Origin of the sequence: Aminobacter sp. DSM 101952 (genome assembly GCF_001424795.1) — a bacterium.
In the GTDB taxonomy this organism is placed as follows: domain Bacteria; phylum Pseudomonadota; class Alphaproteobacteria; order Rhizobiales; family Rhizobiaceae; genus Aminobacter; species Aminobacter aganoensis.
This window is the reverse complement of sequence record NZ_LMCL01000031.1, coordinates 160375-186832: the sequence shown is the minus strand read 5'-3', so window position 1 is coordinate 186832 and position 26458 is coordinate 160375. Positions and strand designations below refer to the sequence as shown.

General features: G+C 63.3%; 25 protein-coding genes and 2 tRNA genes. 10 read left to right on the top strand and 17 right to left on the bottom strand.

Annotation, left to right across the window (positions count from 1 at the left end; translation table 11 throughout):
- Positions 1-47: 47 nt before the first annotated feature.
- Complete coding sequence (locus tag ASC75_RS19415; protein WP_244487891.1) at positions 48-1394, bottom strand: patatin-like phospholipase family protein; 1347 nt, start codon at positions 1392-1394, stop codon at positions 48-50.
- A gap of 406 nt (positions 1395-1800) precedes the next feature.
- Between ASC75_RS19415 and fumC the strand changes: the two genes are divergently transcribed.
- The 3 genes from fumC to ASC75_RS19400 all read left to right on the top strand — a co-directional run bounded on the left by fumC (position 1801) and on the right by ASC75_RS19400 (position 4283).
- Positions 1801-3198: a class II fumarate hydratase gene (fumC, locus tag ASC75_RS19410; RefSeq protein ID WP_055978863.1), complete on the top strand. Its 1398-nt coding sequence runs from the start codon at positions 1801-1803 to the stop codon at positions 3196-3198.
- Positions 3199-3313: 115 nt separating this feature from the next.
- A complete protein-coding gene (locus tag ASC75_RS19405) occupies positions 3314-3736 on the top strand; it encodes a DoxX family protein (protein WP_055978860.1) in 423 nt (140 codons plus the stop codon).
- A gap of 133 nt (positions 3737-3869) precedes the next feature.
- The gene (locus ASC75_RS19400; protein ID WP_055978857.1) at positions 3870-4283 is read left to right on the top strand and encodes a DoxX family protein; all 414 of its coding nucleotides are present in this window, start codon (positions 3870-3872) and stop codon (positions 4281-4283) included.
- Here the strand turns inward: ASC75_RS19400 and ppx are convergent.
- On the bottom strand, positions 4276-5811 hold the full coding sequence (gene ppx, locus ASC75_RS19395; RefSeq protein WP_055978855.1) for an exopolyphosphatase: 1536 nt from the start codon (positions 5809-5811) through the stop codon (positions 4276-4278). The two genes, ASC75_RS19400 and ppx, sit on opposite strands and share 8 nt — an antisense overlap.
- Positions 5811-8018: an RNA degradosome polyphosphate kinase gene (locus ASC75_RS19390; RefSeq protein WP_055978852.1), complete on the bottom strand. Its 2208-nt coding sequence runs from the start codon at positions 8016-8018 to the stop codon at positions 5811-5813. Before ASC75_RS19390 ends, ppx begins: the two co-directional genes overlap by 1 nt.
- A 206-nt stretch (positions 8019-8224) precedes the next feature.
- Here ASC75_RS19390 and ASC75_RS19385 point away from each other — a divergent pair, with 206 nt between their 5' ends.
- Positions 8225-8473 carry a zinc-finger domain-containing protein gene (locus ASC75_RS19385; protein WP_055978849.1) on the top strand — a complete coding sequence of 83 codons (249 nt, stop codon included), beginning with the start codon at positions 8225-8227 and terminating at the stop codon, positions 8471-8473.
- Positions 8474-8489: 16 nt separating this feature from the next.
- Complete coding sequence (locus ASC75_RS19380; protein WP_055978840.1) at positions 8490-9713, top strand: FAD-dependent monooxygenase; 1224 nt, start codon at positions 8490-8492, stop codon at positions 9711-9713.
- Here the strand turns inward: ASC75_RS19380 and ASC75_RS19375 are convergent.
- From ASC75_RS19375 to ASC75_RS19350, 6 genes are all read right to left on the bottom strand, one after another.
- Positions 9668-10372 (bottom strand): TIGR02117 family protein, encoded by a 705-nt coding sequence (locus ASC75_RS19375; protein ID WP_055978838.1) that lies wholly within the window; start codon positions 10370-10372, stop codon positions 9668-9670. The genes ASC75_RS19380 and ASC75_RS19375 overlap by 46 nt on opposite strands.
- Before the next feature lie 89 nt (positions 10373-10461).
- Positions 10462-11265, bottom strand: a complete 804-nt coding sequence (locus ASC75_RS19370) for an amino acid ABC transporter ATP-binding protein (RefSeq protein ID WP_055978835.1) — start codon at positions 11263-11265, stop codon at positions 10462-10464.
- Between the two features lie 23 nt (positions 11266-11288).
- Positions 11289-12443, bottom strand: coding sequence for an amino acid ABC transporter permease (locus ASC75_RS19365; RefSeq protein ID WP_055978831.1), 1155 nt, complete (start codon positions 12441-12443; stop codon positions 11289-11291).
- An 8-nt stretch (positions 12444-12451) separates the two neighbouring features.
- Positions 12452-13642, bottom strand: a complete 1191-nt coding sequence (locus ASC75_RS19360) for an amino acid ABC transporter permease (protein ID WP_055978829.1) — start codon at positions 13640-13642, stop codon at positions 12452-12454.
- 63 nt (positions 13643-13705) lie between these two features.
- Positions 13706-14734 (bottom strand): amino acid ABC transporter substrate-binding protein, encoded by a 1029-nt coding sequence (locus tag ASC75_RS19355; RefSeq protein WP_055979263.1) that lies wholly within the window; start codon positions 14732-14734, stop codon positions 13706-13708.
- A 252-nt stretch (positions 14735-14986) separates the two neighbouring features.
- Positions 14987-15898, bottom strand: a complete 912-nt coding sequence (locus tag ASC75_RS19350) for a phosphatase PAP2 family protein (RefSeq protein ID WP_162244944.1) — start codon at positions 15896-15898, stop codon at positions 14987-14989.
- Here ASC75_RS19350 and ASC75_RS19345 point away from each other — a divergent pair.
- Together ASC75_RS19345 and ASC75_RS19340 are read left to right on the top strand one after the other, a co-directional pair.
- Positions 15873-17048 carry a cystathionine beta-lyase gene (locus ASC75_RS19345; protein ID WP_055978823.1) on the top strand — a complete coding sequence of 392 codons (1176 nt, stop codon included), beginning with the start codon at positions 15873-15875 and terminating at the stop codon, positions 17046-17048. The two genes, ASC75_RS19350 and ASC75_RS19345, sit on opposite strands and share 26 nt — an antisense overlap.
- Before the next feature lie 87 nt (positions 17049-17135).
- Positions 17136-17645 carry a cupin domain-containing protein gene (locus ASC75_RS19340; RefSeq protein WP_055978820.1) on the top strand — a complete coding sequence of 170 codons (510 nt, stop codon included), beginning with the start codon at positions 17136-17138 and terminating at the stop codon, positions 17643-17645.
- A 51-nt stretch (positions 17646-17696) separates the two neighbouring features.
- Here the strand turns inward: ASC75_RS19340 and ASC75_RS19335 are convergent, their stop codons facing one another.
- The 3 genes from ASC75_RS19335 to ASC75_RS19325 form a co-directional block, all read right to left on the bottom strand.
- Positions 17697-18308 carry an XRE family transcriptional regulator gene (locus tag ASC75_RS19335; RefSeq protein ID WP_162244943.1) on the bottom strand — a complete coding sequence of 204 codons (612 nt, stop codon included), beginning with the start codon at positions 18306-18308 and terminating at the stop codon, positions 17697-17699.
- A gap of 184 nt (positions 18309-18492) precedes the next feature.
- Entirely contained in the window at positions 18493-18732 is a 240-nt protein-coding gene (locus tag ASC75_RS19330) for a hypothetical protein (RefSeq protein ID WP_055978814.1), read from the bottom strand.
- Between the two features lie 29 nt (positions 18733-18761).
- Positions 18762-20183, bottom strand: a complete 1422-nt coding sequence (locus ASC75_RS19325; RefSeq protein WP_082496668.1) for an ammonium transporter — start codon at positions 20181-20183, stop codon at positions 18762-18764.
- 549 nt (positions 20184-20732) lie between these two features.
- Here ASC75_RS19325 and ASC75_RS19320 point away from each other — a divergent pair.
- The gene (locus tag ASC75_RS19320) at positions 20733-21515 is read left to right on the top strand and encodes an outer membrane beta-barrel protein (RefSeq protein WP_082496667.1); all 783 of its coding nucleotides are present in this window, start codon (positions 20733-20735) and stop codon (positions 21513-21515) included.
- Between the two features lie 130 nt (positions 21516-21645).
- Here ASC75_RS19320 and ASC75_RS19315 read toward each other — a convergent pair.
- Both ASC75_RS19315 and ASC75_RS19310 read right to left on the bottom strand, forming a co-directional pair.
- A tRNA-Arg gene (locus ASC75_RS19315) sits at positions 21646-21722 on the bottom strand.
- 44 nt (positions 21723-21766) lie between these two features.
- Complete coding sequence (locus tag ASC75_RS19310; protein WP_055978808.1) at positions 21767-22072, bottom strand: ETC complex I subunit; 306 nt, start codon at positions 22070-22072, stop codon at positions 21767-21769.
- 158 nt (positions 22073-22230) lie between these two features.
- Here ASC75_RS19310 and ASC75_RS19305 point away from each other — a divergent pair.
- A tRNA-Pro gene (locus tag ASC75_RS19305) sits at positions 22231-22307 on the top strand.
- A 181-nt stretch (positions 22308-22488) separates the two neighbouring features.
- On the opposite strand, the gene ASC75_RS19300 is transcribed toward ASC75_RS19305, so the two are convergent.
- The 3 genes from ASC75_RS19300 to araD all read right to left on the bottom strand — a co-directional run bounded on the left by ASC75_RS19300 (position 22489) and on the right by araD (position 25956).
- Entirely contained in the window at positions 22489-23214 is a 726-nt protein-coding gene (locus ASC75_RS19300) for a FadR/GntR family transcriptional regulator (RefSeq protein ID WP_055978806.1), read from the bottom strand.
- A gap of 97 nt (positions 23215-23311) precedes the next feature.
- On the bottom strand, positions 23312-24229 hold the full coding sequence (locus ASC75_RS19295) for a dihydrodipicolinate synthase family protein (protein ID WP_055979260.1): 918 nt from the start codon (positions 24227-24229) through the stop codon (positions 23312-23314).
- An 11-nt stretch (positions 24230-24240) separates the two neighbouring features.
- Positions 24241-25956 (bottom strand): L-arabinonate dehydratase, encoded by a 1716-nt coding sequence (gene araD / locus ASC75_RS19290; RefSeq protein WP_055978804.1) that lies wholly within the window; start codon positions 25954-25956, stop codon positions 24241-24243.
- 275 nt (positions 25957-26231) lie between these two features.
- Between araD and ASC75_RS26165 the strand changes: the two genes are divergently transcribed.
- Positions 26232-26405, top strand: coding sequence for a hypothetical protein (locus ASC75_RS26165; protein ID WP_156381323.1), 174 nt, complete (start codon positions 26232-26234; stop codon positions 26403-26405).
- Positions 26406-26458 lie beyond the last annotated feature (53 nt).

The window sequence follows — 26458 nt, the reverse complement described above, 5'->3', positions numbered from 1 at the left end:
ACAGGTGCGGGAGGCGTTCTCTTACGTGCGCCCTAATCGTGTGCGCCCTATTCCGCCGCGGCAGCCACTTGGCCCGGAACGCCTGCACGACGGCGGATTTCGGCCGCGGCCCTGGCGATGTTGAGATTGTTTCGCAGCGCCAGCCTGCCGGCTTCGACCGTCAGGTCAACTTCGGCGACCGGCAGTTTCAGGCGAGTCGGAACCTGATTCAGCCTTGCGCGCATCCCGGCGTCGACGTCGTGAAACGAAACCAGCTCGATCACCAGCTCGACGTCCCGGCAATTCCAGCCCGTCAGGTCGCCGCGAAGCGTGCGCACTTGCGACAGCGACAGGCCGCAGCGGTAGCGCACCAGTTCGTCTTTCCAATTGTCGGTCGCGAGCTTGAGCGCGTCGAATTCGTTGCGAACCAATGACGAGATGGTCGTGCCTGCCGCGGCATCGAGCAAGGGCCCGACGCTCGGCCCGCTGACCGTCTCGCCCCATGTGACCGTGGTCGACTGGCCGGCATCGGCCACCACGAACATGAAGGTGCGCAGTTTCACCGCATCCGCCGGAGACAACGGCCCATAAGGCGTCTGCGCCGACAGGCGCTCGATGGTGAAGCCGGTTACGCCGATATTGTCGGTCAGGCCACCGTCGAGGAGCTTCACATAATCGAGGTCGTCGGCCTTCTGATAGCTCTGGAGCGCGCGGGCATAGGACCGCAGGCGCAGCGAAGCGCCGGGCGTATCGAGCGCCTTGGACAGCCATTCGGGCTGGGTGTAGTTGCAGTCCGGGTTCGTTGCCGCCACCACGAGCGGGGCAAAGACCACCGGCACCGCCGCCGATGCCGCAACCGCGTCCGACAAGCGGACCTTTTCAAGGTCGCTGCAAAGCGCGGCAAAGGTGTCATAAGTGAACAGGAACGGCGTGCGATTGAAGATGTCCGAGGCATTGATCCACACCACCGGCGCATCCGTCCGGTCGAGAGCAGCGAACGTCGCCCCGTCGAACAGGTTGTCGTCGAGCCAGCGCGGGAAGCCGTGGCGGTCGTTGACGCCGCCACCGTAGGCGCGAGCCAGGTTGAACGGCGAAATACTGGTGCGCAGATAGGCCTCGGCGTCCTTGACGAGAAACCGCTCTCGGAAGTCGCCGTAGCCGTCCCTGCCCTTGTAGCCGAAATAGGTCGCCGTTACCGCGCCGCCCGACGCGCCCGAGATCATCCTGATGTCGTCGACCAGGGTTCGTCTTTCTGGCTGAAGGTCGACGACCATCTCGTCGAGTTCACGCAGCACGCCATAGGCAAAAGCGGCGGCCCTGGTTCCGCCGCCGGAAAACGCAAGGCCGACGACGGTCGAACCGTCATCGGAGGCCTCGGGAATGAACTCTGCGGAAGAGCGGCCAACGGTGGACATAAGCTCGTTGATGGGGCCGACATCGTTGCCGACACAAGCGGCCGACAGCGAAGCGCAGGCAAGCGCAAGAGCAGCATTCAGAATTCGCACGCCATCCCCCGGCAAGCTTGCGCAATAAAGCGAAGAGCTTAGCCGCATTGGCGGCAGGCAGCAATTTGACCGCGGGCAAAAGAAACAAAAGCCCTCTTGCGCTACCCGACCAGCGTTGGATGCGAAGGGCGTGCCCACCCGTACTGACAGCGCATTTGGCCCAACCGGGGTGGCAAACCGCCCTCCTGTTCTACCTTAAAACCGAGGCCTCGGCCTTTGAACCGATTAGCTTTCCCGGGCGGCCCAATCTCCGCTTGATGCCTTGGGTGCAACGCGATAGGCCGATGCCCGCAACGACATTTTCGGAGACCTGATCGTGACAGCCCAGAAGACCAGAACCGAGACCGACACATTCGGACCGATCGAGGTCGCTTCCGACCGCTATTGGGGCGCGCAGGCGCAACGCTCTCTGGGCAATTTCAAGATCGGCTGGGAAAAGCAGCCGCTGTCGGTCGTGCGCGCGCTCGGCATCGTCAAGCGCGCCTGCGCCGAGGCGAACATGGCGCTGGGCCGCCTCGACCCCAAGGTCGGCAACACCGTGGTCGCCGCCGCCCAGGAAGTCATCGACGGCAAGCTCAACGACCACTTCCCGCTCGTCGTCTGGCAGACCGGTTCGGGCACCCAGTCGAACATGAACGCCAACGAGGTGATCTCCAACCGCGCCATCGAAATGCTGGGCGGCGAGATGGGCTCGAAGAAGCCGGTCCATCCCAACGACCACGTCAACATGAGCCAGTCGTCGAACGACACCTATCCGACGGCCATGCACATCGCCTGCGCCGAGCGCATCGTCCACGACCTGTTGCCGGCGCTGAAGCACCTGCATGCCGCCCTCGACAAGAAGGCGCGCGAATTCGACCACATCATCAAGATCGGCCGCACCCATACCCAGGATGCGACACCGCTGACGCTGGGCCAGGAGTTCGGCGGCTATGCGGCGCAGGTCGCTTCGTCAATCAAGCGCATCGAACTGACCTTGCCGGGCCTGCAGGAACTGGCCCAGGGCGGCACTGCCGTCGGCACCGGCCTCAACGCGCCGATCGGCTTCGCCGAGAAGGTGGCCGAGCAGATCGCCGCCATCACCGGCCTGCCCTTCGTCACCGCGCCTAACAAGTTCGAGGCGCTTGCGGCGCATGACTCGATGGTCTTCTCGCACGGCGCCATCAATGCGGCAGCCGCCTCGCTGTTCAAGATCGCCAACGACATCCGCTTCCTCGGCTCGGGCCCGCGCTCGGGTCTCGGCGAACTGGCACTGCCAGAGAACGAGCCGGGCTCGTCGATCATGCCGGGCAAGGTCAATCCGACCCAGTGCGAAGCGTTGACCCAGGTCTGCGTGCAGGTGTTCGGCAACAATGCGGCGCTGACCTTCGCCGGCAGCCAGGGCCATTTCGAGCTCAACGTCTACAATCCCGTCATGGCCTACAACTTCCTGCAGTCGGTTCAGCTGATGGCCGACGCGGCGGTGTCGTTCACCGACAACTGCGTCGTCGGCATCGAGGCGCGCGAGGACAACATCAAGGCCGCCCTCGACCGTTCGCTGATGCTGGTGACCGCGCTCGCACCGACCATCGGCTACGACAACGCCGCCAAGATCGCCAAGACCGCGCACAAGAACGGCACCACGTTGCGCGAGGAGGCGCTCGCTACCGGCCTCGTCAGCGCCGAGGACTACGATCGCATCGTCCGTCCGGAGGACATGACCCGGCCGGGCTGAGGCGAGAAAGCAAAATCGTTCCGATCGTGAACGATCTGTCGACACTTTCGCACCTTTAGTGAACAGTCGAAATCGCATAGGTGTGGGGCATCGAGTTTCAACGGAGCCCCACCCCATGTCCAACGCTTCCATCGCTTCCGAAAAGGCCGTCAGCGGCAACGCCTCGGCCCTCATCCTCGCAGGCCGCGTCCTGCTCTCGGTCATCTTCATCCTCGCCGGCTTTGCCAAGCTGACCGCCATTTCCGGCACTGCCGGCTGGTTCGCCAGCATCGGCCTGCCGGTACCGACCGTCACGACCGTCGTCGTCGGCCTGCTCGAGCTGGTCGGTGGCATCGCCATCCTGGTCGGCTTCCAGACCCGCATCGCCGCCATCCTGCTCGGCGTCTTCACGCTGGCCGCAACCGCCATCGCCCACACCGACTTCGCTGACCAGGTCCAGGTCATGTTCCTGCAGAAGAACCTGGCAATCGCCGGCGGCCTGTTCGTGCTCGCAGCCTTTGGCGCCGGCGCGCTGTCGATCGACGCCCGCCGCAAGTAAGTTTCAAGAATTCCTCCCAAGGAATGGCCCGGGCTCGTCCCGGGCTTTTTTGTGCGCAAATTGCGTGGCGGCGCGATGTGATGACTTTGCGAACATGCGGGCGCATTGTCGGCGGACCATCGAGAGTGCGCCAATGCTCGGAAACGTGTCGTTGCTGCTTGCGAGGCTGTTGATCGCTGCACTTTTCGTGCCGGCGGGCATCAGCACCTTGTCCAATGTCGCCGGTGCCGCCAGCTACTTTGCCGGACTTGGCTTTCCCCTGCCGACACTTGTCGCATTGGGTGTCGGCCTGTTCGAGCTGGTCGGCGGCGCGCTGGTCCTGATCGGCTTCCAGACGCGCATTGCAGCACCTCTGCTCGCTGCGTTCGCGCTATCGGCGGGTTTCGTCGGCCACTACGGCCAAGGCGGCGGCGACCCGGCCATGCTTTTCATGCACCAGCAGGCGCTGATGAAGGACATCGCCACGGCGGGCGGATTGCTGGCGTTGTCGGTCGCAGGCGCCGGGGCGATCTCGCTCGATCGCATGCTTCAACGCCAGGCTATTTGACCGGCGTACTCGGCCCATCCTCGACCGCCAGCACCAGCTTGCGGCCAGTGACCTTGGCGAGCTGTGCGAGGCGGCCGGCCGGACGTTCGCCATAAAGCTGACCGAATTCCGCGGGGATGACGAGTGCCAACACGCCCCCGCCCCTGTCTTCCCAGCGCAGCTTGGGCATGACGCCCGGCATCGAGGCCGAGAGCAGATAGACCACGCGCATCATCGCACCGAGGATGCGGGCGCGTTCGAGATAGCGCGGCGTCGCCAGTTCCTTCAGCTCGGGCGCGAAGCTGTCGTTGAAGACGCCGTCATGCCGGAACAGATTTGCCAGGGCCAGAAATGCCCGGCCGGGATGGTCGACGCCGATGAACGACGCGTGGGCGATGATGTTGAGCGATTGGCGTCCCCGGTATTCGGGATGGGCGCGCCAGCCAATGTCGGCGAGCAGGCAGGCGGCATGGCGATACCGCGCTTCCTCCTCGGTCTCTTCGATGCCGAAAGCGGCAAAGGCCTGCTTGGTCCACTCGGTCAGCTCACGGGCATGGCGCACCGAACGCGCGCGCAGCACCGCCAGTTCTTCGGCGGCCGAGATCAGTGGGTCGGAGCGGCGTTCTTCCTCATCGAGCAGCGAAAACAGAAAGCCCTCGCGGACACCCAGCGCCGAAACGACGATCTTGGACGGCTCCATCGCGGCGATGATTTCCAGAAGCACCACGGCACCGTAAGGCAGCAAGGAGCGGCGGTTCTTCGACACGCCCTCGATGCCCTTGAGCTTTTCGACGTCGCCGCGCGCCACCTGCTTGAGGAACGGGATCATACTGGTCGGGTCGAGCTGGTAGTGATGCATGACTTCCAGCGGATAGTTGGTCACGCCCATGTGCAGCCGGGCGAGGTTTCGCCAGGTGCCGCCGACGGCATAGAACGTCCTGCCCTGCCCGCCCTTGAGCAACTTGGCGCGCATCATCTCGGTGCGGGCGATCTTGGCCGCCATGACGGGCGAACCCTTGGCCATGTCCTGGAGACGCAGTCCGCCGAGCGGGAGCGTGATGCCGTCGCCGATGTCCTCGCCCCTGACATCGACCAGTTCGAGACTGCCGCCGCCAAGATCGCCGGCGATGCCATCAGCGGCATGGAATGCCGACATGACGCCCATGGCCGAGAAGTGCGCTTCCTCGCGGCCTGTGAGCACCTGGATCTCGGTACCGAGCACGCGCTCCGCACGCTCGATGAAATCCGGGCCGTTGACGGCCTCGCGGGCGGCGGCGGTCGCCAGCACATACATCTTCTCCGCGCCTGCCTGCTCGGACAGCGCGCGAAAGCGCCTGAACTCCTCCATCGAGCGGGTCACGCCCTCAGGATCGAGCTTGCCGGTCGAAACGATGCCGCGACCGAGGCCGGCGAGCATCTTTTCGTTGAACAACAGCGTCGGCGAGCGCGCCAGGCCCTCATAGACGACGAGACGTATGGAGTTCGAGCCGATATCGATGATCGACAGCGGTCGGCGGTCCTTGAGCCGGCCCTGCGAAAGCTCGGCCATCAGCTGGCCGCAGCCTCCGCCTTCTTGCGACGTTTGAATTGCGCAATGCGTTTGGGAGCATGGGACTTCAGCGCGTCACCCCGTCCGGACAGGCTCGGATTGGTCATGAAATATTCCTGCGCGTTGAATGGCTCTTCGCCCTCGTCCAGTGTCACCCGACGCGAGGTACCATCCGCCAATACTTCGAAACTTTGCTGGTTGTCCATGATATTTCCCAGCATCACCTGGCCAAGCACCTGCTCGTGGACAGTGGAATGCGTGGCAATCGGGACCATGCATTCGACACGGCGGTCGAGGTTGCGCGGCATCAGATCGGCCGAGCTGATGTAGACCACAGCCTCGTCCGAAGGCAGGCCATGGCCGTTGCCGAAGCAGTAGATGCGGCTGTGCTCGAGGAAGCGGCCGACGATCGAACGAACGCGGATGTTCTCCGACAGTCCGGGCACCTGCGGCCTCAGGCAACAGATGCCGCGCACCACGAGATCGATCTCGACGCCGCTTCGGCTGGCATCATAGAGCGCATCGATCACGTCAGGATCGACGAGCGAGTTCATCTTCATCCAGATCTGCGCGGGCCGGCCGGCGCGGGCATGCTCGACCTCGTCGGCAATGTGCTTGAGGATGCGGCTGCGCAGCGTATAGGGCGACAACGCGATGCACATCTCGTCCGCCGGCTCGGCGTAGCCGGTGATGAAATTGAAGATCTGAGCCACGTCGCGCGCGATCGCCGAATCGGTGGTGAAGAACGACAGGTCGGTGTAGATGCGCGCGGTGATCGGGTGGTAGTTGCCGGTGCCGAGATGAACGTAGTTGCGCAGGCGGCCGTCCTCACGGCGCACCACCAACGACATCTTGGCGTGCGTCTTGAGCTCCAGGAAGCCAAACACGACCTGTACGCCAGCGCGCTCGAGATCGCGCGCCCAGCGGATATTCGCCTCCTCGTCGAAGCGAGCCTTGAGCTCGACAAGTGCCGTCACCGACTTTCCCGCCTCGGCAGCGTCGACCAGGGCGCGCACGATCGGGCTGTCGTTCGACGTGCGGTAGAGCGTCTGCTTGATCGCCACCACCTCGGGGTCGATCGCCGCCTGACGCAGGAACTGCACCACCACGTCGAAGGATTCGTACGGGTGGTGGACGACGAAGTCCTTTTCCCGGATGGCCGCGAAACAGTCGCCGCGATGCTCGCGGATACGCTCGGGGAAACGTGGATTGAAGGGCGGGAACTTGAGGTCGTCGCGCGGAACGGCGACGATTTCGGAGATCTGGCTGATTGCCAGCGGGCCGCTGAGGACGCTGACTCGGCTCGCCGACACGCCCAGTTCGCCGGCGACGAAGTCGCGAAGTTCGGACGGCATCTGGCTGTCGAACTCGATACGGATGACCGAACCGCGGCGGCGGCGCTTGAGTGCAGTCTCGAACAGCCGAACCAGATCCTCGGATTCTTCCTCGACCTCGATATCGCTGTCTCGAATGATCTGGAACGTGCCCGATCCCTTGACCTCGTAGCCGGGGAAGAGCTTGCCGATGAACAGGTTGACCGTTTCCTCGATCGGAATGAAGCGAACCGTGCGCTTGCGATCCGGCAGGCGGATGTAGCGCTTGAGCGCCACCGGCAGGCGCAGCAGCGCCGTCATCTCCTCGCCGCTCTTGCGATGGCGCAACTGGAGCGCGATCGAGAAACCAAGATTGGGAATGAACGGGAACGGATGCGCCGGATCGATCGACAGCGGCGTCAAGACCGGAAAGATCTGCTCCATGAAGTGGTCCTCCAGCCACTTCTTTTCGTCCTTGCCGAGGTCGGCTGCGGCGATGCTTTCGATGCCTTCGAGCTTGAGCAGTTCCATCAGGCTCGACAGGCTCTTCTGCTGGTCTTCCTGGAGACGCTCGACCTCGAGCAGAAGTTGATTGAGTTGCTGCTCGGGGGTGCGGCCATCGGCACTGCGGACGGTGATGCCTTCGCGCACCTGGCCGGCAAGGCCGGCGACGCGAACCATGAAGAACTCGTCGAGATTGCCGGCCGAGATCGACAGGAAGCGAACGCGCTCCAGCAGCGGGTGGTTCGGATTTTGCGACTGTTCGAGCACGCGCCGGTTGAACTGCAACCAGGAGAATTCCCGATTGACGAAGCGGTCGGGATTGCCGTCGACTGCGCCGGTCGGCGACTTGTCATTGACGAAATCGGTATGGACCGGCTTCAACTGATTCATATGCAAACCTTCCCCACTGCCGCGTTCCGCCGCTTATCCGGCTCAACTTATCCTCTGACAGGCAATTGCGACAGTTTCATTTCAGCATCTTGCAAACCCGTCGCTTATGATACAAACGCTGTCGAATAACGGCGTCGCGCGCCCTGTGGACGCGCCGAAGACGTCTTGGCATTCATGCGCGCAGTTCCTCAGAAGGGAAAAACACCATGGCCGGCGGCTCCATCCCCCACTTCCAGAACGATGCTGGACATGCCGTGATCGAAATCGGCGTGAAGGAATTCATGTGCGTCGGCGCCAACCCGCCCTTCGACCATCCGCATGTCTTCCTCGACATGGGTGCGGATGCCGAGAAGGTCTGCCCCTACTGCTCGACGCTCTATCGCTACTCGTCCAAGCTGAAGGCCACAGAGACGCTACCGCAAGGTTGCCTCTACGTGGTCGACCGCGCAGCCTGACCCGCAAGCCGCGGTCATGCCATCGCGGCGGATCGTGGTCGCTGGAGCCGGCATTGCCGGGCTCACTGCAGCCATCGCCTTTGCAAGGCATGGCTTCGGCGTTCGCGTCTTCGAACGCTCGCCGGTGCTCGAGGAGGTCGGCGCCGGCCTGCAACTCTCCCCCAACGCGACCCGCATCCTCGACCGTCTCGGTGTTCTCGACCTGGTCAGCCCGTCGACCGTGCGTCCGGAAGCGGTCGTGTTGCGCGATGCGGCAACGCTGAGCGAACGGGCACGCGTTCCGCTGGGGGCAGCCGCAGAACGCCGCTGGAAGGCTCCCTACCTCGTCGCCCATCGCGCCGACCTGCAGAGTGCGCTGCTTGCTCGCGCGACGGAAAGCCCGTTGATCGAGGTCTTGACGGACGCCACGGTCAGCGGGGTCGAGGCGCAGTCCGGCGGCAACAGGATAACCCTCACGCAAGCGGGCATCGTCTCCCACGAGCAAGCCGCGCTGCTGGTTGCGGCAGATGGCGTCTGGTCGACGAGCCGGCGCCTGGTCGGTCCCAACGAAAAGAGCCGCTTCACCGGCGAGTTGGCCTGGCGCACGACGCTTTCCGCCGATGGCGACGTCGGCCGGCATTTTGCCTCGCTAAGTTCGCCGGCCATGGTGACGACCTATCTTCATTCAGGCTTCCACCTGGTCGCCTATCCGATCCGCGCCGGGACTGCGATCAACCTCGCCGCATTCACGCCGGGCAATTCAATTGCCGAGCAGTGGTCGGGGGAGACCGACGCCGGTGCGTTGAAACGCGCGATGCGCGGCACTGCTCCCGGGCTCTCCAGGCTGATCGAGGATGCCGGGCCATGGACGGTCTGGCCGCTGCATGCCGTCGATCAGTCTCGGCCATGGACAGCGCCGAGCGGCATCGCACTCATTGGCGATGCCGCTCATGCGATGACGCCCTTCGCGGCACAGGGCGCGGCGATGGCGATCGAGGACGCCTTTACGCTGGCCGACGCGATTGCCGCCGCCAAGAACACCGCCGATGGCCTGTCGCAGTGGGAGACGTTGCGGAAACCGCGCGTGCGGAAAGTGGCGCGACGCGGCGCGCTCAACCGCCTCGCCTGGCACGCCAGCGGACCGGTCGCGCTCGGGCGCAACATGTTCCTCAAGTTCAAATCGCCGGAAAGCCTCGCAGCCGACATGGACTGGCTTTACGGCTGGACCCCGCCCGGCTGGACCGACGACGGCCGGTTGTAGAGGCCAAGCGACCAGTTCAGCGTCACAGGCAGCGGATTCCACCACCCTGTCGTCAGGCCTGCCTGCCGCAACGCAGCCGCAGTCCAGGTGTTGCAGCCGGCGAGCGCATTGAACTTGCCATTGGCGTCGAAGAAACCGTCATAGGCACCATAGGCGACACCGGGAATGCGCTGAACGCCCGTGGCGCTCCGCACGAAACTGCGCTCGATGAAGTCGAGCATCGAGGCAAACCCGGCCTCGCTGACGTCGAACCTGCTAACCGTCGGTTGCGGCAGGGCGACATCGCCGGCGAGATCGACATGCATCACCGAGCTGTCGAGCGTCAGCGCCGCAAGCACAGGCCCGGGCTTCAGCTCCGACCATGTCGGCGTACCGATATAGAAGGCCTTGCTGCCCCAGCCGAACACCAGATAGCGCGCGCCCGGCAGGCCGGCCTGGATTCCTTCCTCCACCAGGAAGCCGAACCTTTCCAGCACCCCTTCGTCGATCGGTACGGCGATGTCGGTGTGGATCGGATTGGTGAAAACGAGAATGTGGCGCGGGGTTGCACCGCCTGCCGCCGCGCCGCCGAACAGCGGCCTCGGCACCACGGTACCGAGCGCCACACCAACGGCGACCAGCAAGAGAAACACGCCCAGGAGACGGAAGGCTCTTCGCAACGGCTTGGCATTCCTGCTGCTGTTTCGACGGCTCCAACAAAAAGCCCGGCCGAAATGCGACCGGGCTTCTCGAAATATTCCAGCCGAACCTAGTGCAGTATCTGGCTGAGGAAGAGCTTGGTGCGCTCGTGGCGGGGATTGTCGAAGAACTCGCCCGGCGTGTTCTCCTCGACGATCTGGCCCTGGTCCATGAAGATCACCCGGTTGGCGACCTTGCGGGCAAAGCCCATCTCGTGGGTCACGCACAGCATGGTCATGCCCTCTTCGGCGAGGCCGACCATGGTCTCCAGCACTTCCTTGATCATTTCCGGATCGAGCGCCGAGGTCGGCTCGTCGAACAGCATGATGCGCGGGTTCATGCACAGCGAGCGCGCGATCGCCACGCGCTGCTGCTGGCCGCCCGAAAGCTGGCCCGGATACTTGTTGGCCTGCTCGGGGATTTTGACCCGGCGCAGGAAGTGCATCGCCTGCTCTTCGGCCTGCTTCTTCGGCGTCTTGCGCACCCAGATCGGCGCCAGCGTGCAGTTCTCCAGGATGGTCAGGTGCGGGAACAGGTTGAAGTGCTGGAACACCATGCCGACTTCACGGCGGACCTCGTCGATCTTCTTGAGATCGTTGGTCAGTTCCTTGCCGTCGACGATGATCTTGCCCTTCTGGTGTTCCTCCAGCCGGTTGATGCAGCGGATCATGGTCGACTTGCCCGAGCCGGACGGGCCGCAGATGACGATGCGCTCGCCGCGCATGACCCTGAGGTTGATGTCCTTGAGCACGTTGAATTCGCCATACCACTTGTGCATGCCGACGATGTCGATGGCGACATCGGTGTCCGAGATATGCATCTTCGCCCGATCAACCTTGATCTCGTCGGCGCTGACTGCGTTTTCGATGGCCATGGGCCGTTCCCTTATGTTGTTCGTTATCGCTTATGCCCGGTGTCGAGCCGTCGTTCCATGAAAATAGAATAGCGCGACATACCGAAACAGAAAATCCAGAAGACGAGCGCTGCGAAGACCAGGCCCGAAGCCGGCGTCTGCGGAGAAGCCCAGGCCGCATCGGAGAAGTTCTGGCGCACCACGCCGAGCAGGTCGAACATCGAGATGATGTAGACCAGGCTGGTGTCCTTGAACATGCCGATGAAGGTGTTGACGATGCCGGGAATGACCAGCTTCAACGCCTGCGGCAGCACGATCAGCCCCATCTTCTGCCAGTAGCTGAGACCGAGCGAGTCTGCGCCTTCATATTGCCCCTTCGGTATCGCCTGCAGGCCACCGCGCACCACCTCGGCCATGTAGGCAGAAGCAAATAGCGACACGCCGATCAGCGCCCGCAGGAACTTGTCGAAGCTGACACCGGCCGGCAGGAACAGCGGTAGCATGACGCTGGCCATGAACAGCACCGTGATCAGTGGCACGCCGCGCACCGTCTCGATGAAGATGACGCAGAGCATCTTAACCACCGGCATCTTGGAACGCCGTCCGAGCGCAAGCAGGATGCCAACGGGCAGCGAGACCACGATGCCGACGAAGGACAGCGTGAGCGTCACCAGCAGGCCGCCCCAGAGCGGGGTCTCGACATGCGGCAACCCAAACACGCCACCGATCAGCAGGAAGTAAGAAACGACCGGAAGCACCAGGAAGAACAGGACGGCGTTGAGCCCCTTGCGCGGGACGCGTGGAATCAGCAGCGGCACCAGCAGGGCCACGAACATGATTGCCACCAGGATGACGCGCCAACGCTCGTCGAGGGGATAGCGGCCGAACATGAACTGGCCGAACTTCGCCTTGACGAACGCCCAGCAGGCGCCCGACCAGCCGTCGGGCTGGATGCCGCCCTGCGCCACGGTAGCGCAGAAAGTTCGATCGGTGCCGGTCCACTGGGCATTGACGATGGCCCAGTTGAACAGCGGCGGCAGGATCATCGCCACGATGACAAGCCCCACGATCGTCAACGCCGAATCAAACGGGTTGGCGAACAGGTTCTTGCGCATCCAGGCCAGCGGCCCGCGCTCGCGAAGTGGCGCCGGCTGCGGCAGCGCCATTTCGGTACGGACGTATCCGATATCTTGCGACATGCCCGCCCCTACCTTTCCACCAGCGCCATCTTGGCGTTGAACCAGTTCATGAAGGCTGACGTGATCAAGCTGAGACCGAGATAGACAACCATCCAGATGACAACGATCTCGATGGCCTGGCCGGTCTGGTTGAGCACCGTGCCCCCGACCGCGACCAGGTCCGGGTAGCCGATGGCGATCGCCAGCGACGAGTTCTTGGTCAGGTTGAGGAACTGGCTGGTCAACGGCGGAATGACGATGCGCAGCGCCTGCGGCACCACCACCAGCCTGAGCGCCTGCGCGGACCTCAGGCCGAGTGCGGCGGACGCCTCGCTCTGCCCGCTGCTGACGCCGCGAATGCCGGCCCGGACGATCTCGGCGATGAAGGCAGCCGTATAGAACGAAAGGGCGAGATACAGCGACAGGAACTCCGGCTTGATCTGCAGGCCGCCGGTCAGATTGAAGGTCGACTTCTGCGGGAAGTCGAAGCTCAACGGAAAGCCGGTCGCGACCAGCGCCAGGAAAGGCAGGCCGATGATCAGCGCCACCGACGTCCAGAACACGGGAAATGTCGCGCCAGTGGCCATTTGCCTCTGCTTGGCCCGCCGTGCGACGAACCAGGACATGGCAATGCCGAGCAGCAGCGCCACCGGGACCAGCATCGACCCCTCGCCCCAGACCATCTTCGGGAAATAGAAGCCACGGCTGTTGAGGAAGGAGCCGAAGGGCAATTCGATGCTCTCCTTCGGCAGCGGCAGCACCGAAAGCACGCCGAAGTACCAGAAGAAGATGACGAGCAACGGCGGAATGTTGCGGAACAGCTCGACGTAGACCGTGCAGATCTTGCGGATCAGCCAGTTGTGCGACAGCCGGCCGATGCCGATCAGGAAGCCGAGAATCGAAGCGGTGACGATTCCGGCCGCGGCGACGACCAAGGTGTTGATGAAGCCGACAAGCAAAGCGCGCCGATAGGTCGAATCCGAATCGAAGGCGATCAGCGTATCGCTGACGTCAAAGCCGGCCCGACCGTTGAGAAAGGCGAAACCCGAGGCGATGTTGGCGCGCTTGAGGTTTTCGACCGTGTTGCCGATGATCCAGTAGACGAACGCTACAAGCGCTACGACCACCAGGATCTGGAAGAAGATGCCGCGCACCTTCGGATCGTAGAAAAGCGACGCGCGGCCGCCCCCTACGTCTTGGGGAATGTCCTGCGTAGCCATCTGAAGTCCCTCTGAAAGAGTAACCGGAAGGCAGACGACCTGCCTTCCGGACGAGACTTCGGATCAGCGGATGGGCGGCGCGTACTGCAGTCCACCCTTGGTCCAGAGCGCATTGATGCCACGGGCGATCTTAAGCGGGCTGCCCTGGCCGACATTGCGTTCGAAGACTTCGCCGTAGTTGCCCACGGCCTTGACGATGTTGACGACCCAGTCGTTGCCGAGGCCGAGATCGGTACCGATCTTGGTGTCTGCCTCAGTGCCGAGGACGCGCTTGATCTCGGGATTGCCCGATGCCTTCATCTCCTCGACATTGGCCTGGGTGATGCCCAGTTCCTCGGCGGTCAGCAGGCCGAAATAGACCCACTTGACGATGTGGTACCACTTGTCGTCGCCCTGGCGCACGGCAGGTCCGAGCGGCTCCTTGGAGATGATCTCGGGCAGCACGACGTGATCGTCCGGCGAGCTCAGCTTCAGGCGAATGCCATAGAGCCCCGACTGGTCGGTGGTGTAGACGTCGCAACGGCCGGCGTCATAGGCAGCGTCGACCTCTTCCAGCTTCTCGAAGACGACCGGGCTGTACTCCATCTTGTTCGCCTTGAAGTAGTCGGCGAGGTTGAGCTCGGTCGTCGTGCCGGTCTGCACGCAGACGGCGGCGCCCGACAGCTGGAGCGCGGAATTCACGCCCGGCAGCTTCTTGGCGTTGATCATGAAGCCCTGGCCGTCATAGTAGGTGACGCCGACGAAGTTCAGGCCAAGTGCGGTATCGCGATTGATGGTCCAGGTGGTGTTGCGCGACAGCATGTCGATTTCGCCCGACTGAAGTGCCGTGAAGCGCTCCTTGGCCGAAAGCGGCGTGAACTTGACCTTGGTGCCGTCACCAAAGATCGCGGCAGCCACGGCGCGGCAGAAGTCGACGTCGAGACCCTGCCAGTCACCCTTGTCGTTCGGCGCCGAAAAACCGGCCAGGCCGGTGCTGACGCCGCATTGCAGAAACCCCTTAGCCTTGACGTCCTCGAGCGTGCCGGCCGAAGCGGCAGTCGCCATGAGGCCGAGCGCAGCAGCCCCGAGAATGCCTGAAATGATGTATTTCATGACCCACGAACCCTTTTCTGTTTTTTCCAGGCTGTTGCCTGTCTTTTTAATGTGTGAACTCAGCATCCCCTATCCGGCCCATATCCGGATTGCGCACCTTGCCGGTGCGCTTTGCTGCAGTCCGGTTCACAAATGCCATCGAAGGCGATAATTCTTGTTAGGTCAAGCAATAAAGGCCTGCCGACACCGGCTGCACCTTTAGTATTAGTCCGGCCTCGCCGCTAAGCTTCAAAGCGCATTGGACGCCTTGTTCTACGCTCCTGCGACAGGAAGCCTGCCTTGGCGCATCCCCATCGCTGCCGGCAGCATCTTTCCAGGCCTCGGCCGGAAGCCGACACGCCGGGCGGCCAGAAAGCGCGCCATGACCACCGTCAGCACGAAAGCGAACAGAAATCCCGCGAGGACATCGGAGGGATAGTGGGCAATGGCCGGAACGCGAAAGGCCGACAGCACAAGGCAGACGACACCGATCGGCAGCCACTGGCGCGGAGACCAGATCATCAGCACCGCGGCAAGAGCGCCGAGCGTCGTCGAATGCCCCGACGGAAAGCTCGAGAAATACTTGCTCACCACAAACGGGTCGAAATGATAGGCACCAAACTCGCCGAACATCGAGGGACGCGCGCGGCCGATGACGATCTTCACCACATTGACGGCGATGCCGGTAATGGCGACCGCGCCGAACAGGAACGCCGCCTGCCCGAACCAGGAAACGAGCCGGGCCCTGACGCGATAGCCTGAATTTCTCCAGTCCGCCGTGGCCGTCACCAGATAGACCAGCAGCGCCGGCACCAGATACCATTCCGACTTGCCCGCCTGGCTCGCCTCCGCAAGCCAGCCTGTCAACCGGCCGCGGTTGGACAGCATGAAGTCCATCACCCGGGCGTCGACCGTAAACAGCAGCAGGACAATCACCGCACCGCCTGCCGCCAGCCATGTCAGTTCGCGCGTCCAAACCCGCTCGTGCACCCCGATGGGATTGCGCCAGATGCGGCGCCAGGAAACCGACACCGTTTCCGCGAGGCGCCCGAAATGGCCAGCCGGCCAGATCTGGCCCAGCCGAACGGCGGGGCGCGGCGGTTGCGCCGGCCCGGTCGGCGCACTATGGCTGGCGTCTTCGCTGAAAGGGTGCGGATTCATGACTCGAGACAACGGCAGGATCAAAGGCGTCAACACGCGGCTCGCGCATTCCGGGCACGATCCACACGGCTTTCATGGCTTTGTCAATCCGCCGGTCGTCCACGCGTCGACGGTTCTGTATCCCAACGCCGCAACGATGGCGGCGCGTGCTCAAAAATACACATATGGCACCCGTGGAACGCCGACGACGGACGCCCTTTGCGCGGCCATCGACGAACTGGAAGGCTCGACCGGCACCATCGCCGTGCCATCGGGGCTGGCGGCAGTCACCATCCCCCTGCTCGGCTTTCTCTCGTCGGGCGACCACATCCTGATCACCGATTCCGTCTATCACCCGACGCGCCATTTCGCCGACACCATGCTCAAGCGGCTCGGCGTCGAGGTCGACTATTACGATCCGCATGTCGGCGCTGGCATCGCAGCACTCATCAAGCCGAACACCAAGGTCGTGTTCACCGAGTCGCCTGCATCGAACACATTCGAGATCCAGGACATCCCGGCCATCGTCAAAGCGGCGCATGCCGCCGGCGCGATCGTCATGATGGACAACACCTGGGCCACGCCGCTCTATTTCAAGGCGCTCGACTTCGGCGTCGACGTCACCATCCATGCGGCGACCAAATATCCCGCCGGCCATTCCGACGTGCTGAGCGGCACGGTTTCGGCCAACGCCGACTGCTGGCCACGGCTCAGCGAGGCCTTCTTCACCCTCGGCTGCTGCGCCGGCCCGGACGACGTCTACCAGGTGCTGCGCGGCCTGCGCACCATGGGCGTCCGCCTCGCCCACCACGAAAAGAGCGCACTCGACATAGCGCGCTGGCTGGAAAGCCAGCCGGGCGTCTCTCGCGTGCTCCATCCGGGCCTCGAAAGCCACCCCGACCACCAGCTGTTCAAGCGCGACTTCGGCGGCTCGAGCGGCATCTTCTCGGTGGTGCTGTCGGGCGGCGGCCAGAAGAAGGCCCACGCCTTCCTCGATGCGCTCGAGATCTTCGGCCTGGGCTATTCCTGGGGCGGTTTCGAAAGCCTGGCGGTGCCGGTCAACGTCAGCGACCGCCATGTGGCCAAGGGTCCCTATGAGGGTCCGATCATCCGCCTGCAGATCGGGCTTGAAGACATCGCCGACCTCAAGGAAGATATCGCGGCCGGGCTGAAAGCGGCAAACGCGGCGGAGTAAGGCATCCAGGCTTTCGTCCCATCGACACAGATCGACAGCCTGAGGCATGCCGCGACAAGGACAGATTGAGTTTCCGCGAGGAACAACATGACCACGTCCGACCGCCCCGCCGAGATCGCCCACTGGACCGAAGTCGAGCGCCCCGACGGCGAGACGTTTTCCGGCACTGACGAATTGCGGGCTCTCGGCGCGCCACTTGCTGTGTATTTCGGCCTGCAGCGGCTCGGCATGCACCACATGCGGTTGCCGCCGGGCCGGCGCACGTCTTTCCCCCATGCCGAAAGCCTGGAGGAGGAGTTCGTCCACGTGCTGGAGGGCGAACCCGACGTCTGGCTCGACGGCAAGCTGCATCGGCTGAAGCCCGGCGATTCCGTCGGCTTCCCGGCAGGCACGGGGCTGGCGCACAGCTTCCTCTACAACACCGAAACCGACGTGCGGCTGCTGGTTGTCGGCGAAACCAACAAGGCCGAAAACCGCATCGTCTATCCCGTCAATCCCGAGCGCAAGGCGATGCGCAACGACTGGTGGGACGACGCGCCTCAGCGCGTCCTCGGCGACCATGACGGCGTGCCCGACCGGTTGCGCCCCAATCGCTGAAAACGGACATTGGGGAAAGTGAACGATCATTGTCCTGATGGGGCCCGCGCCCTACAGATACGAAATCGTGGACAGAAAACGAACCGGGAGCCTGATCAATTGTTCAGGCCCGTGCGGTGTGTGCCCTGCGAAGGACAGGCTGTCACCGGGTCCCATGAGATATCGCATCGAACCGATCCGGTAGGTCATTTCACCCTCCAACAGGTACAAGAACTCCATTCCGAAATGTTCGAGCGGTGGAAAGGCGTCTGTCTCCTTGTCCAAGGTGAAGAGGTAGGTTTCGACCGTCGGACTGCTCGCATGAGTGCCAAAGTACCCGAGCAGTTTGTAGCGCTGGGCAGCGCGGGCCTCACCCATTTCAAACGCAGTTTCGGCCCCGGCCGGAACGAAGATGGCGTTGCCCTCGTATTCTCGACCTCGCAGGAACGTGGTGAGAGGGACGTCGAGCGCACGCGACAGCGCCTGGAGCGTGGCCAACGACGCGGAAATCACTCCGTTCTCGATTTTCGACATCATACCGACGGAAATGCGCGAAGCGCGCGCGAGATCGGCCGCCGTCATGCCAAGCCGCGTGCGGCAGGCACGCACCTGTATCCCGATTGCCAGTTCAAGCGGATTCTCGCCGGATCCATTGCCTGAACCAGGGTACTGGTGCGGCGGCATTGACGTACTCATCCTGGCACCTTCCGCTGTCTGGAATGCGCAGCCTTATTGCCCCGAGGCATGGGCGACTGGCCAAAAGTTGGATTGAACGGAGCGCGCCTCCCCCCGGGGCAGCGCACAAGCTGACCGGCGTTGGTCGCGCGGCATGCGCCCAGCGGAGAATCCCGCTGGGCGCATCGCTTGCTCAGACCGTTTCGGACGGCCGTCTCGGCTTGCCGTCTGCCGAGATGCAGCGCGCGATACCGCAACGGCGGTAGTAGTCCGCCGCTTCCCGCATCTCCCGGTCCTCATCAACGATGCAGCGGTAGTGCCACCAGACCCAGAAGCATACCGCGCCTGCCACCAGCAGCCATTCGAAGCCCTGGAAGGGGTAGAAGGCACCGATGGTGTCGAGATTGGTCCAATCAGTCAGTCCGGGTTCCATAGATTATGTCTCCTCCACGTTGTTGACGGTCATGAGCGCGCAGCCTCGTTGCGCTCCAGGGCTTCGAACTCGGTGACCACACCGGCGCCATAGGGATAGATGTCCCGATTGTGCCAGGTGTCGGCACCTGCCAGTTCGACTTCAAACGGTTCGCGCAGGATGCCCATGCGCTGCAGCACCTTGGCCACGACCCAGGTGGCAAGAAAGCCGAACACCCCGAAGGTGAGAATCGCACCGATGATCATGCCGATGGGGTTGATCGCCGGGTCTCCCGCCGGCGTCGTGCCGAGCCAACCGACAGATCCTGCCCAGTTCTGCACATCGGGTGCGGCCGGTGCGGCGGGATAGCCCCACAGGACAAAGCCGCATACGATGAGCCCCCAAACGCCCGCATAGCCGTGAACCGCAATGGCCCCGACAGGATCGTCGATGCGGAAACGGCGCTCGACATAATGGTGAAGCTTGAACGCGATCGCCGCGCCCGATGCGCCGATGAACATCGCCACCAGCGGGTGGTAGAGATCATTGCCCGCCGAGGCAGCGATGATGCCGGCAAGGCCCCCGGACAGCGTCCAGAACGGATCGCCGCGGCTGACCACATAAGCCGCCATCAGACCACCGGCGAGCGACATCAGGAAGTTGAAGGTGATGGCCGAGAGCGTGGTGGGCGTTCCATAGATGGTCGTCGCCGCGAACCGGACGGTTTCGGCGTCGCGGCTCACATCGACGATCGGAATGTTGCAGGCCGCATAGAAGCCCCAGAAGCCCGTGTAGATGATGAACAGGCCAAGAACCGAGAGGAAGGAGTTGTGCGGCTTGATCTCGCGGACCTCGCCGTTCGGACCAAACTTGCCGATGCGGGGTCCCAGCACGATCGTCAGCGCCAGGCAGGCGCCGCCGGCGATGGCGTGGATGACGCCCGATGCGTAAGCATCGTGATAGCCGAGCAACTGCGTCGTCCAGCCGGTGGCGTTCCAGCCCCAGGAGGCGTGCCAGATCCAGGTGACCGATCCGACAAGGACGGACAGGATCATGAAGGCGCCGGTTCTCACCCGTTCAATCGCCACGCCGGACAGGATGGCGCTCATCACCCAGGAAAACAGCAGGAATGCCGCCCAGAACACGCCCTGTATGTTGTCCTGGAAATTGGGGCCCATCTGCTCTGCCCAAGGCAGTGCCGCAGCCGTTGCCGCATTGGATATGACGCCGCCGAAGAGAAACGGCCCGTTGTTGAACGCCCAGTAGATCCACCAGGCAAACAGGAACCAGGTGACCGTCACCAGCGCCAGGCTCATCGTGTGGCGGACCAGGGTCTGGTTGAGATTTTTGGGACGGGTGACGCCGAATTCATAGGCGAGCAGACCGGCATGAATGAGAAACATCATGACGACCGTGACCCAGTAGTAAAACTCAGTGAAAATCGTCGTTAGTGCAGTTAGTTCGTTATTCATATGTTCCCCTACAATTCTGTTTCCATGGGCGGCAGACAACAGTCAGCCCCTCCATCAGGCGCATGGCGCGATGGTCGAACAGCTCCTCCCCAGGGCGGCAGCGGACACCTGAAACGACCAATGGCTTGCTCGGCGCGATGACTCGGCCAGCCACAGCTCTATTCATGGTCATTCGACGGAGTGATGGACGCTCAGACGTCAGAAAAATGCCACGGCGTGCGAGGCATTGGACACACACCCAAGCGTCAGAACCGCTTCCGAATGATACGCGACGGCCTCCTTACTCTCGTCAGCGTAAGAGAAGGGCCGTCCCTTGGTGTGTATCGAGGCGCAGGTCGTCCTGCACAGTAGGAAGTTTACTTTCCTATCAGTGGAAATCAACTGGTCGGCATCGATTATTTTTCGAAAATGACCGGCGATGGTAAGATGGCCATTCCGGCAGGTTGGCTCACAGTAAAATGAAGCATTGCGTCGGACGGAAAGCTCAAGGTAGTACCTGGAACACACGCGCGCGGCCTAATTGCGTGGGCGAACTGTTGATAGGGTGACATGCGCTTTCACTGCCGTACGGGCTTCGGAATCTTCTGTGTTCTAGCTTTGGCGACCGGCGCCCAAGCGCAGGATCTCACCGCTCATGACTGGTCGGGCGTGTACCTTGGAGCCAGCATTGGCGGGGTCGGCGGCTCTGGAAAGGTCGAAGCCACGACCTCGGACGGCTTTGTCGGATCCTACTTTACCTCTCCCGATCCCGAGCAGATTGCCGCGACTGTGGCCGGTCCCCTTTCGCAATGGAGAGCCACTGGCGGCGTATTCGCCGGCTATGGACAGCAATGGGACAATCTCTACCTGGCGGTCGAGGGCAGTGCGAATAGTTTGAGCTTTGATGGCTCTCGCTCGTCCGGCGCTGTTTATCTTTCGAACCCGGACGGACAGTTCACCCACAGGCTGTCAGCCACGGCTGATTGGCAGGCAACGGTACGTGCTCGGTTGGGCCTGGCACAGGATCGATGGCTTGGCTACGTGACGGGCGGCGCTGCGGTTACGCGCATCAAGCTGGACGCTACGTTTGCCGATGACTTCTTGGGCGCAGGCGCGGCTGGCCACAGCGCAAGCGACGACACCGTGTTGGGTTTCGTATTGGGCTCGGGCGGCGAATACGCACTGAACGACCGATGGACCGCCAGGGTCGAGTATCTCTATGCCGACTACGGTAAGGTGAGCACGTCGTCCGTTGTCACCAATCCCGCTTTTCCGGTATTTTCGAATGATCTGGATACCTCATTCAGGTTCCGGACCCACACAATATCTGTCGGGCTGCACCATCGCTTCTGATCGCGGTTCCGCAGAACGGCGAACGCATCCCGGCCTGCTGCGATGAATGCTAGAAGTGTGACCAAGGCCCATTCGCGAAACAAGTTTCGAAGCCTTGTCCCCAAGCATGATCTAGACCTGAAAGATAAGATGGCGATCCCGACAGGATTCGAACCTGTGACCATCGGCTTAGAAGGCCGGTGCTCTATCCAGCTGAGCTACGGGACCGCTGGCCGGCCACCGTCGGGCCGGCATGGCAATGCCTGGGAACGTCAGTGCGTCCAGGGCGTCCTGCGGTCATACCGGAAATTGTCCGAGTAAGAAATCTGCCGGCGCTTGGCTTCCTTCGGCTCCTGAACACGGAAGGCGATGCCTTCGCGCTCGGCATAGGCGACGGCCTCTTCGCGGGTCTCGAAGGTCAGGCGGATCTGGCTCTTCATGTCGCCTGAGCTGGTGTAGCCCATCAGCGGGTCGATCTTCTTCGGCTTCTCGGCGTCGAATTCGAGCACCCAGTGCCCGGTCTTGGCTTTGCCCGACTGCATTGCGGTCTTGGCGGGGCTGAAAATTCGCGCGGACATAATTCCCTCACTTGTGAGTCCGCAGCGTGCGCGGACGTCCAGATGCGACCGTCATTTACTGCGCAATCGTCATTGCTGCAAGGCGAAAGCCGGTTTCCGCTTTTTTGCCCTTGCCATGTCGAGCGGAAGCCACTAGGCACGGCGTCGAAATGTGATTTCGGAGTGTAGCGCAGTCTGGTAGCGCATCTGGTTTGGGACCAGAGGGTCGGGAGTTCGAATCTCTCCACTCCGACCATTCGCACCTGGCAACCCGCCACCAATCCATCGCCAAGAACCGTCAATGCATGACTGTCAGAAGACAGCGCGCTGGCCCGTGCAACCAAGTTCGTCCGTTGCCGTGGGCGATCAGTGCTGGGTATGGACGTCGCGAAGGCCCCGCCCGCAGCCGGAACAGACCAATTCGGCTCTCCGCAGCCTCAGCCCTTCCTGAAATTGCGCTGGTAGGTGTCCTGGATCAGCTTGCGCGAAGCTTCCTCGGCACCGGCCTCGTCCTTGGCCTCGATGGCGATGGCAATCGCCTCGTGCATCGACAGGGAGTGGCCGATGCCACCGAAGGTGCGCATCGTCTTGGGGATACTGACGGTCAGTGCGGCTCGGATCACCGATGAAACCGGCAGCAGGAAGCGGTTGTGGGCGGCCTGGATGATCTGGAGGTGGAAGGCAATGTCGGCCTCCACCGACTGCCGCTCGTCGTCATACTGGCGCGACATCGCCTCGAAGGCGCGGCGAATGCCTGCCCGATCGGCAGCCGTCGAACGGCGCGCCGCCAGCCCGGCAGCCATCGGCTCGATGGACAGGCGAATCTCGAACAGTTCCTCGGCCAGCGTCTCGCTGCTTTCGGAATCGTCCTGCCATGACAGCACGGTGGGGTCGAGCGTGTTCCACCGGTCGGCCGGCAAAACCCGTGTGCCCATGCGCGGCTTGGCCTCGATGAACCCCTTGGTCGACAGGATCTTCAGCGCCTCGCGCAGGGTCGTGCGGCTGACCTGGAGGCTCGACAGAAGCTCCAGCTCCTTCGGCAGCATGTCGCCCGGCTTGAGGTCGCCGCGCGTGATGCGGCGGCCGATCTCGGCGGCGATCTGGGCCGGCAAGCCGCGTTCCTGCATCAGCATTGGCTTGGTCATGGCATCCGGTCCCGACATGGATTTTCCGCAGTAACAGCCGGCACGGCACAGCGCGCCAGAAATCCCGGCGGCGCGCTGCCATAATTCACAGCATTGGCTGCAATACAACCAGTGCCTACGCCATGGTCCTGCACTGCAGAGGCCCGAGATCGGCGGCGAAGCGGTCGATCATCGCAAGCCCGGTCGCATTCGGACGCAAGGCCGGGCCGCGATCGTGGACGGTCAGTCCGCTGCGCAGGGCAAACAGACGCTTGCCGTAGCAGAGCAGATTCTCCAAACCCTGCATGGTGGAGACTACCGCCGGAAGCATCCTGCGATAGGTCGCCAGCGCCCCCTCTTTGTCAGCAGCGCGGAAGCTGTCGTAGGCTGCGACCGCATAGTCGATGCAATCGGGCGCCAGGATCAGCCCGCGGCAGCCGATGCGCAGATTGTCGAGCATCTCCAGCCCGGCCCGCCCGTTGAAGATCGGCAGCTTTCCGCCGGTCGCCTCGACAAGCCCGGCGATGTCGACCACCGGTCCCTCGCCTTTCACCAACTGGATGTTGGGATGCTGGCGCACGAGATCGCTGATTTCGGCGGAGCTCAGCCCGCGGCCCATGAAGGCCGGCGCATTCTGGATGGCGACGGGCAGATCGGTCGCCTCGGCCACGCGGCCGAAGAAGCGGATATATTCGGCGGCACCATACTGGCCGACCATCGGCGGCTGCAGGATCAGCCAATCGGCACCGACGCCTTCGGCGTGGCGGACCTGAGCGATCTGCTCGGCGATGGACGAGCCGAAGATGGTCAGCGCCAGCGGCACGCGTCCGCCGGTGTCCTCCGCGATCCAGTCCATGACGGTGCGGCGTTCGGCTTCGGTCAGCTTGGACACTTCGGTGGCGAGGCCGAGCGCGGCCATGCCGTGGACGCCAGCCGACAGGCAGACCTCGACCTGACGGCGCATGGCCTCACGGTCGAGCTGCTCCTTTTCATCGAACAGCGCGTAGAGGATGGCGTGGATGCCGTGCATGTCGGCGACCGGAAAACGGGACATCGGCATCTCCCTCAATGGCTTTCGCGCGGCACGTCATGGCCGCGGCAGCCGACCAGGAAATCGAGGTCAGCACCGCGGTCGGCCTGCAAGACACGCTCGACATAGAGGCTCTGGTACCCGCCCTGCATGTCCGGCACGGGCGGCGTCCAGCTTTGGCGGCGGCGCGCGAGCTCGTCGTCCGATACTTCGAGGTGCAGGCGGCGGTTCTCGACGTCGAGCTCGATCATGTCGCCATCCTGGACGAGCGCGAGCGGCCCACCGACGGCCGCTTCAGGCGCGGCATGCAGCACGACGGTGCCAAAGGCAGTGCCCGACATGCGGGCGTCCGAGATGCGGACCATGTCGCGCACGCCCTTCTCGAGCAGCTTCTGCGGCAGGGCCATGTTGCCTACCTCGGCCATGCCCGGATAACCCTTGGGACCGCAGTTCTTGAGCACCATCACGCAGGTTTCGTCGATGTCGAGCGCCGGGTCGTCGACGCGTGCCTTGTAGTGCTCGATGTTCTCGAAGACGACGGCGCGGCCGCGGTGGCGCATCAGTTCGGGCGACGCGGCCGAAGGCTTCAGGATCGCGCCGTTGGGGGCGAGATTGCCCCGCAGCACGGCGATGCCGCCCTGGGCGGTCAGTGCCTTGTCGCGCGGCAGGATGACCTCGTCGTTGAAATTCTCCGCGCCGGCGATGTTTTCGCCCACCGTCTTGCCGGTGACCGTCAGGGCGTCGAGATCGAGCAGGTCGGCGATCTCCTTCATCACCGCCGGCAGGCCACCGGCATAGCAGAATTCCTCCATGAGGAACTGGCCGGAAGGCATGAGGTTCAGAATGGTCGGAGTATCGCGGCCGTAGCGGTCCCAATCATCGAGCGAAAGCTCGGCGCCGATGCGGCCGGCAATCGCCAGCAGGTGGACGACCGCATTGGTCGAGCCGCCGATCGCGCCGTTGACGCGAATCGCGTTGGCGAAGGCCTTGAGCGTGAGGATTTTCGAAAGGCGCAGGTCTTCCTTGACCATGTCGACGATGCGCCGTCCCGAAAGGCGGGCGAGCCGCGCGCGGTGCGCGTCGACAGCCGGATATGCGGCGTTGCCCGGCAGGGCCAAGCCAAGCGATTCCACCATCGACGCCATGGTCGAGGCCGTGCCCATGGTCATGCAGTGGCCGGGCGAGCGCGACATGGCGCTTTCGGCGGCGGCGAATTCCTGCTCGGTCATGACACCGGCGCGCACATCCTCGGAGAACTTCCAGACATCGGTGCCCGAACCGATGGCCTTGCCGCGGAAGCGACCATTGAGCATCGGCCCGCCGGAGACGACGATCGCCGGCACATCGCAGGAGGCGGCCCCCATCACCAGCGACGGCGTGGTCTTGTCACAGCCGGCCATCAGCACGACGCCATCCATCGGGTTGCCGCGAATGGCTTCCTCGACATCCATGGAGGCGAGATTGCGGAACAACATCGCCGTTGGACGCAGGTTCGATTCTCCGCAGGAGAAGACCGGGAATTCGAGCGGCAGGCCGCCGGCTTCCAGAATGCCGGCCTTCACGTGCTCGACGAGCCCGCGGAAGTGGGCATTGCAGGGCGTGAGTTCTGAGAAGGTATTGCAGATGCCGATCACCGGGCGGCCGTCGAAGGCATCGTCCGGCAGGCCGTTGTTCTTCATCCAGCTGCGGTGGATGAAGGCATCCTTGCCGAAGCCTCCGAACCAGGCCTGAGAACGCAATTTCCGTGTCACGTCTTGTCTATCCCGTTGTTGCTCGGCGCCTTGCAGCGCCGATGGGCTTGAACGCGCCTGCGGCCATCTTGGCTCGCCCGCGCAGACGCCGGAACTGCAGGAATGATGGCGGCGGATGTTCCCAGCAAGCCTGCCGGCACTCCTCCTCGCGCTACCTCCCTCGAGCCGACGCATGCGACGCTCGATTCCACAAGCAGTCAAGCAATCAGTCTTGTTTTCTCTTATAATCGGAGTTATTGGGACGTCAAGAGCATCCAATTTGCCTGGGAGGGCGCGTGAGCGAGTTCGTTTCGTGGACAGCGGGAGAGACGTCGGTCGCAGGCCTTGCGATCCGCGGCATCGAACCGCCGACGCCCGGCGTTTCCGCCGGCCAGAATGAATGCTCGGCGGCGCTGGCGCGGCACTCGGTCGCGCGCAGCAAGGCGCAATCGCCCAGGCCCATGAGTTGATCCATCGGGGGCGGCGCTCTCGCCACCACCCCGGTCATCCCCGAAATCACAAC

Excerpts from the sequence above, each read along its gene's own strand:
- ASC75_RS19415 (WP_244487891.1), bottom strand. The coding sequence starts at position 1,394 with ATGTCCACCGTTGGCCGCTCTTCCGCAGAGTTCATTCCCGAGGCCTCC.
- ASC75_RS19405 (WP_055978860.1), top strand. The coding sequence starts at position 3,314 with ATGTCCAACGCTTCCATCGCTTCCGAAAAGGCCGTCAGCGGCAACGCC.
- ASC75_RS19400 (WP_055978857.1), top strand. The coding sequence starts at position 3,870 with ATGCTCGGAAACGTGTCGTTGCTGCTTGCGAGGCTGTTGATCGCTGCA.
- ppx (WP_055978855.1), bottom strand. The coding sequence starts at position 5,811 with ATGGCCGAGCTTTCGCAGGGCCGGCTCAAGGACCGCCGACCGCTGTCG.
- ASC75_RS19390 (WP_055978852.1), bottom strand. The coding sequence starts at position 8,018 with ATGAATCAGTTGAAGCCGGTCCATACCGATTTCGTCAATGACAAGTCG.
- ASC75_RS19385 (WP_055978849.1), top strand. The coding sequence starts at position 8,225 with ATGGCCGGCGGCTCCATCCCCCACTTCCAGAACGATGCTGGACATGCC.
- ASC75_RS19380 (WP_055978840.1), top strand. The coding sequence starts at position 8,490 with ATGCCATCGCGGCGGATCGTGGTCGCTGGAGCCGGCATTGCCGGGCTC.
- ASC75_RS19370 (WP_055978835.1), bottom strand. The coding sequence starts at position 11,265 with ATGGCCATCGAAAACGCAGTCAGCGCCGACGAGATCAAGGTTGATCGG.
- ASC75_RS19365 (WP_055978831.1), bottom strand. The coding sequence starts at position 12,443 with ATGTCGCAAGATATCGGATACGTCCGTACCGAAATGGCGCTGCCGCAG.
- ASC75_RS19360 (WP_055978829.1), bottom strand. The coding sequence starts at position 13,642 with ATGGCTACGCAGGACATTCCCCAAGACGTAGGGGGCGGCCGCGCGTCG.
- ASC75_RS19355 (WP_055979263.1), bottom strand. The coding sequence starts at position 14,734 with ATGAAATACATCATTTCAGGCATTCTCGGGGCTGCTGCGCTCGGCCTC.
- ASC75_RS19345 (WP_055978823.1), top strand. The coding sequence starts at position 15,873 with ATGACTCGAGACAACGGCAGGATCAAAGGCGTCAACACGCGGCTCGCG.
- ASC75_RS19340 (WP_055978820.1), top strand. The coding sequence starts at position 17,136 with ATGACCACGTCCGACCGCCCCGCCGAGATCGCCCACTGGACCGAAGTC.
- ASC75_RS19335 (WP_162244943.1), bottom strand. The coding sequence starts at position 18,308 with ATGCCGCCGCACCAGTACCCTGGTTCAGGCAATGGATCCGGCGAGAAT.
- ASC75_RS19330 (WP_055978814.1), bottom strand. The coding sequence starts at position 18,732 with ATGGAACCCGGACTGACTGATTGGACCAATCTCGACACCATCGGTGCC.
- ASC75_RS19325 (WP_082496668.1), bottom strand. The coding sequence starts at position 20,183 with ATGAATAACGAACTAACTGCACTAACGACGATTTTCACTGAGTTTTAC.
- ASC75_RS19320 (WP_082496667.1), top strand. The coding sequence starts at position 20,733 with ATGCGCTTTCACTGCCGTACGGGCTTCGGAATCTTCTGTGTTCTAGCT.
- ASC75_RS19310 (WP_055978808.1), bottom strand. The coding sequence starts at position 22,072 with ATGTCCGCGCGAATTTTCAGCCCCGCCAAGACCGCAATGCAGTCGGGC.
- ASC75_RS19300 (WP_055978806.1), bottom strand. The coding sequence starts at position 23,214 with ATGTCGGGACCGGATGCCATGACCAAGCCAATGCTGATGCAGGAACGC.
- ASC75_RS19295 (WP_055979260.1), bottom strand. The coding sequence starts at position 24,229 with ATGTCCCGTTTTCCGGTCGCCGACATGCACGGCATCCACGCCATCCTC.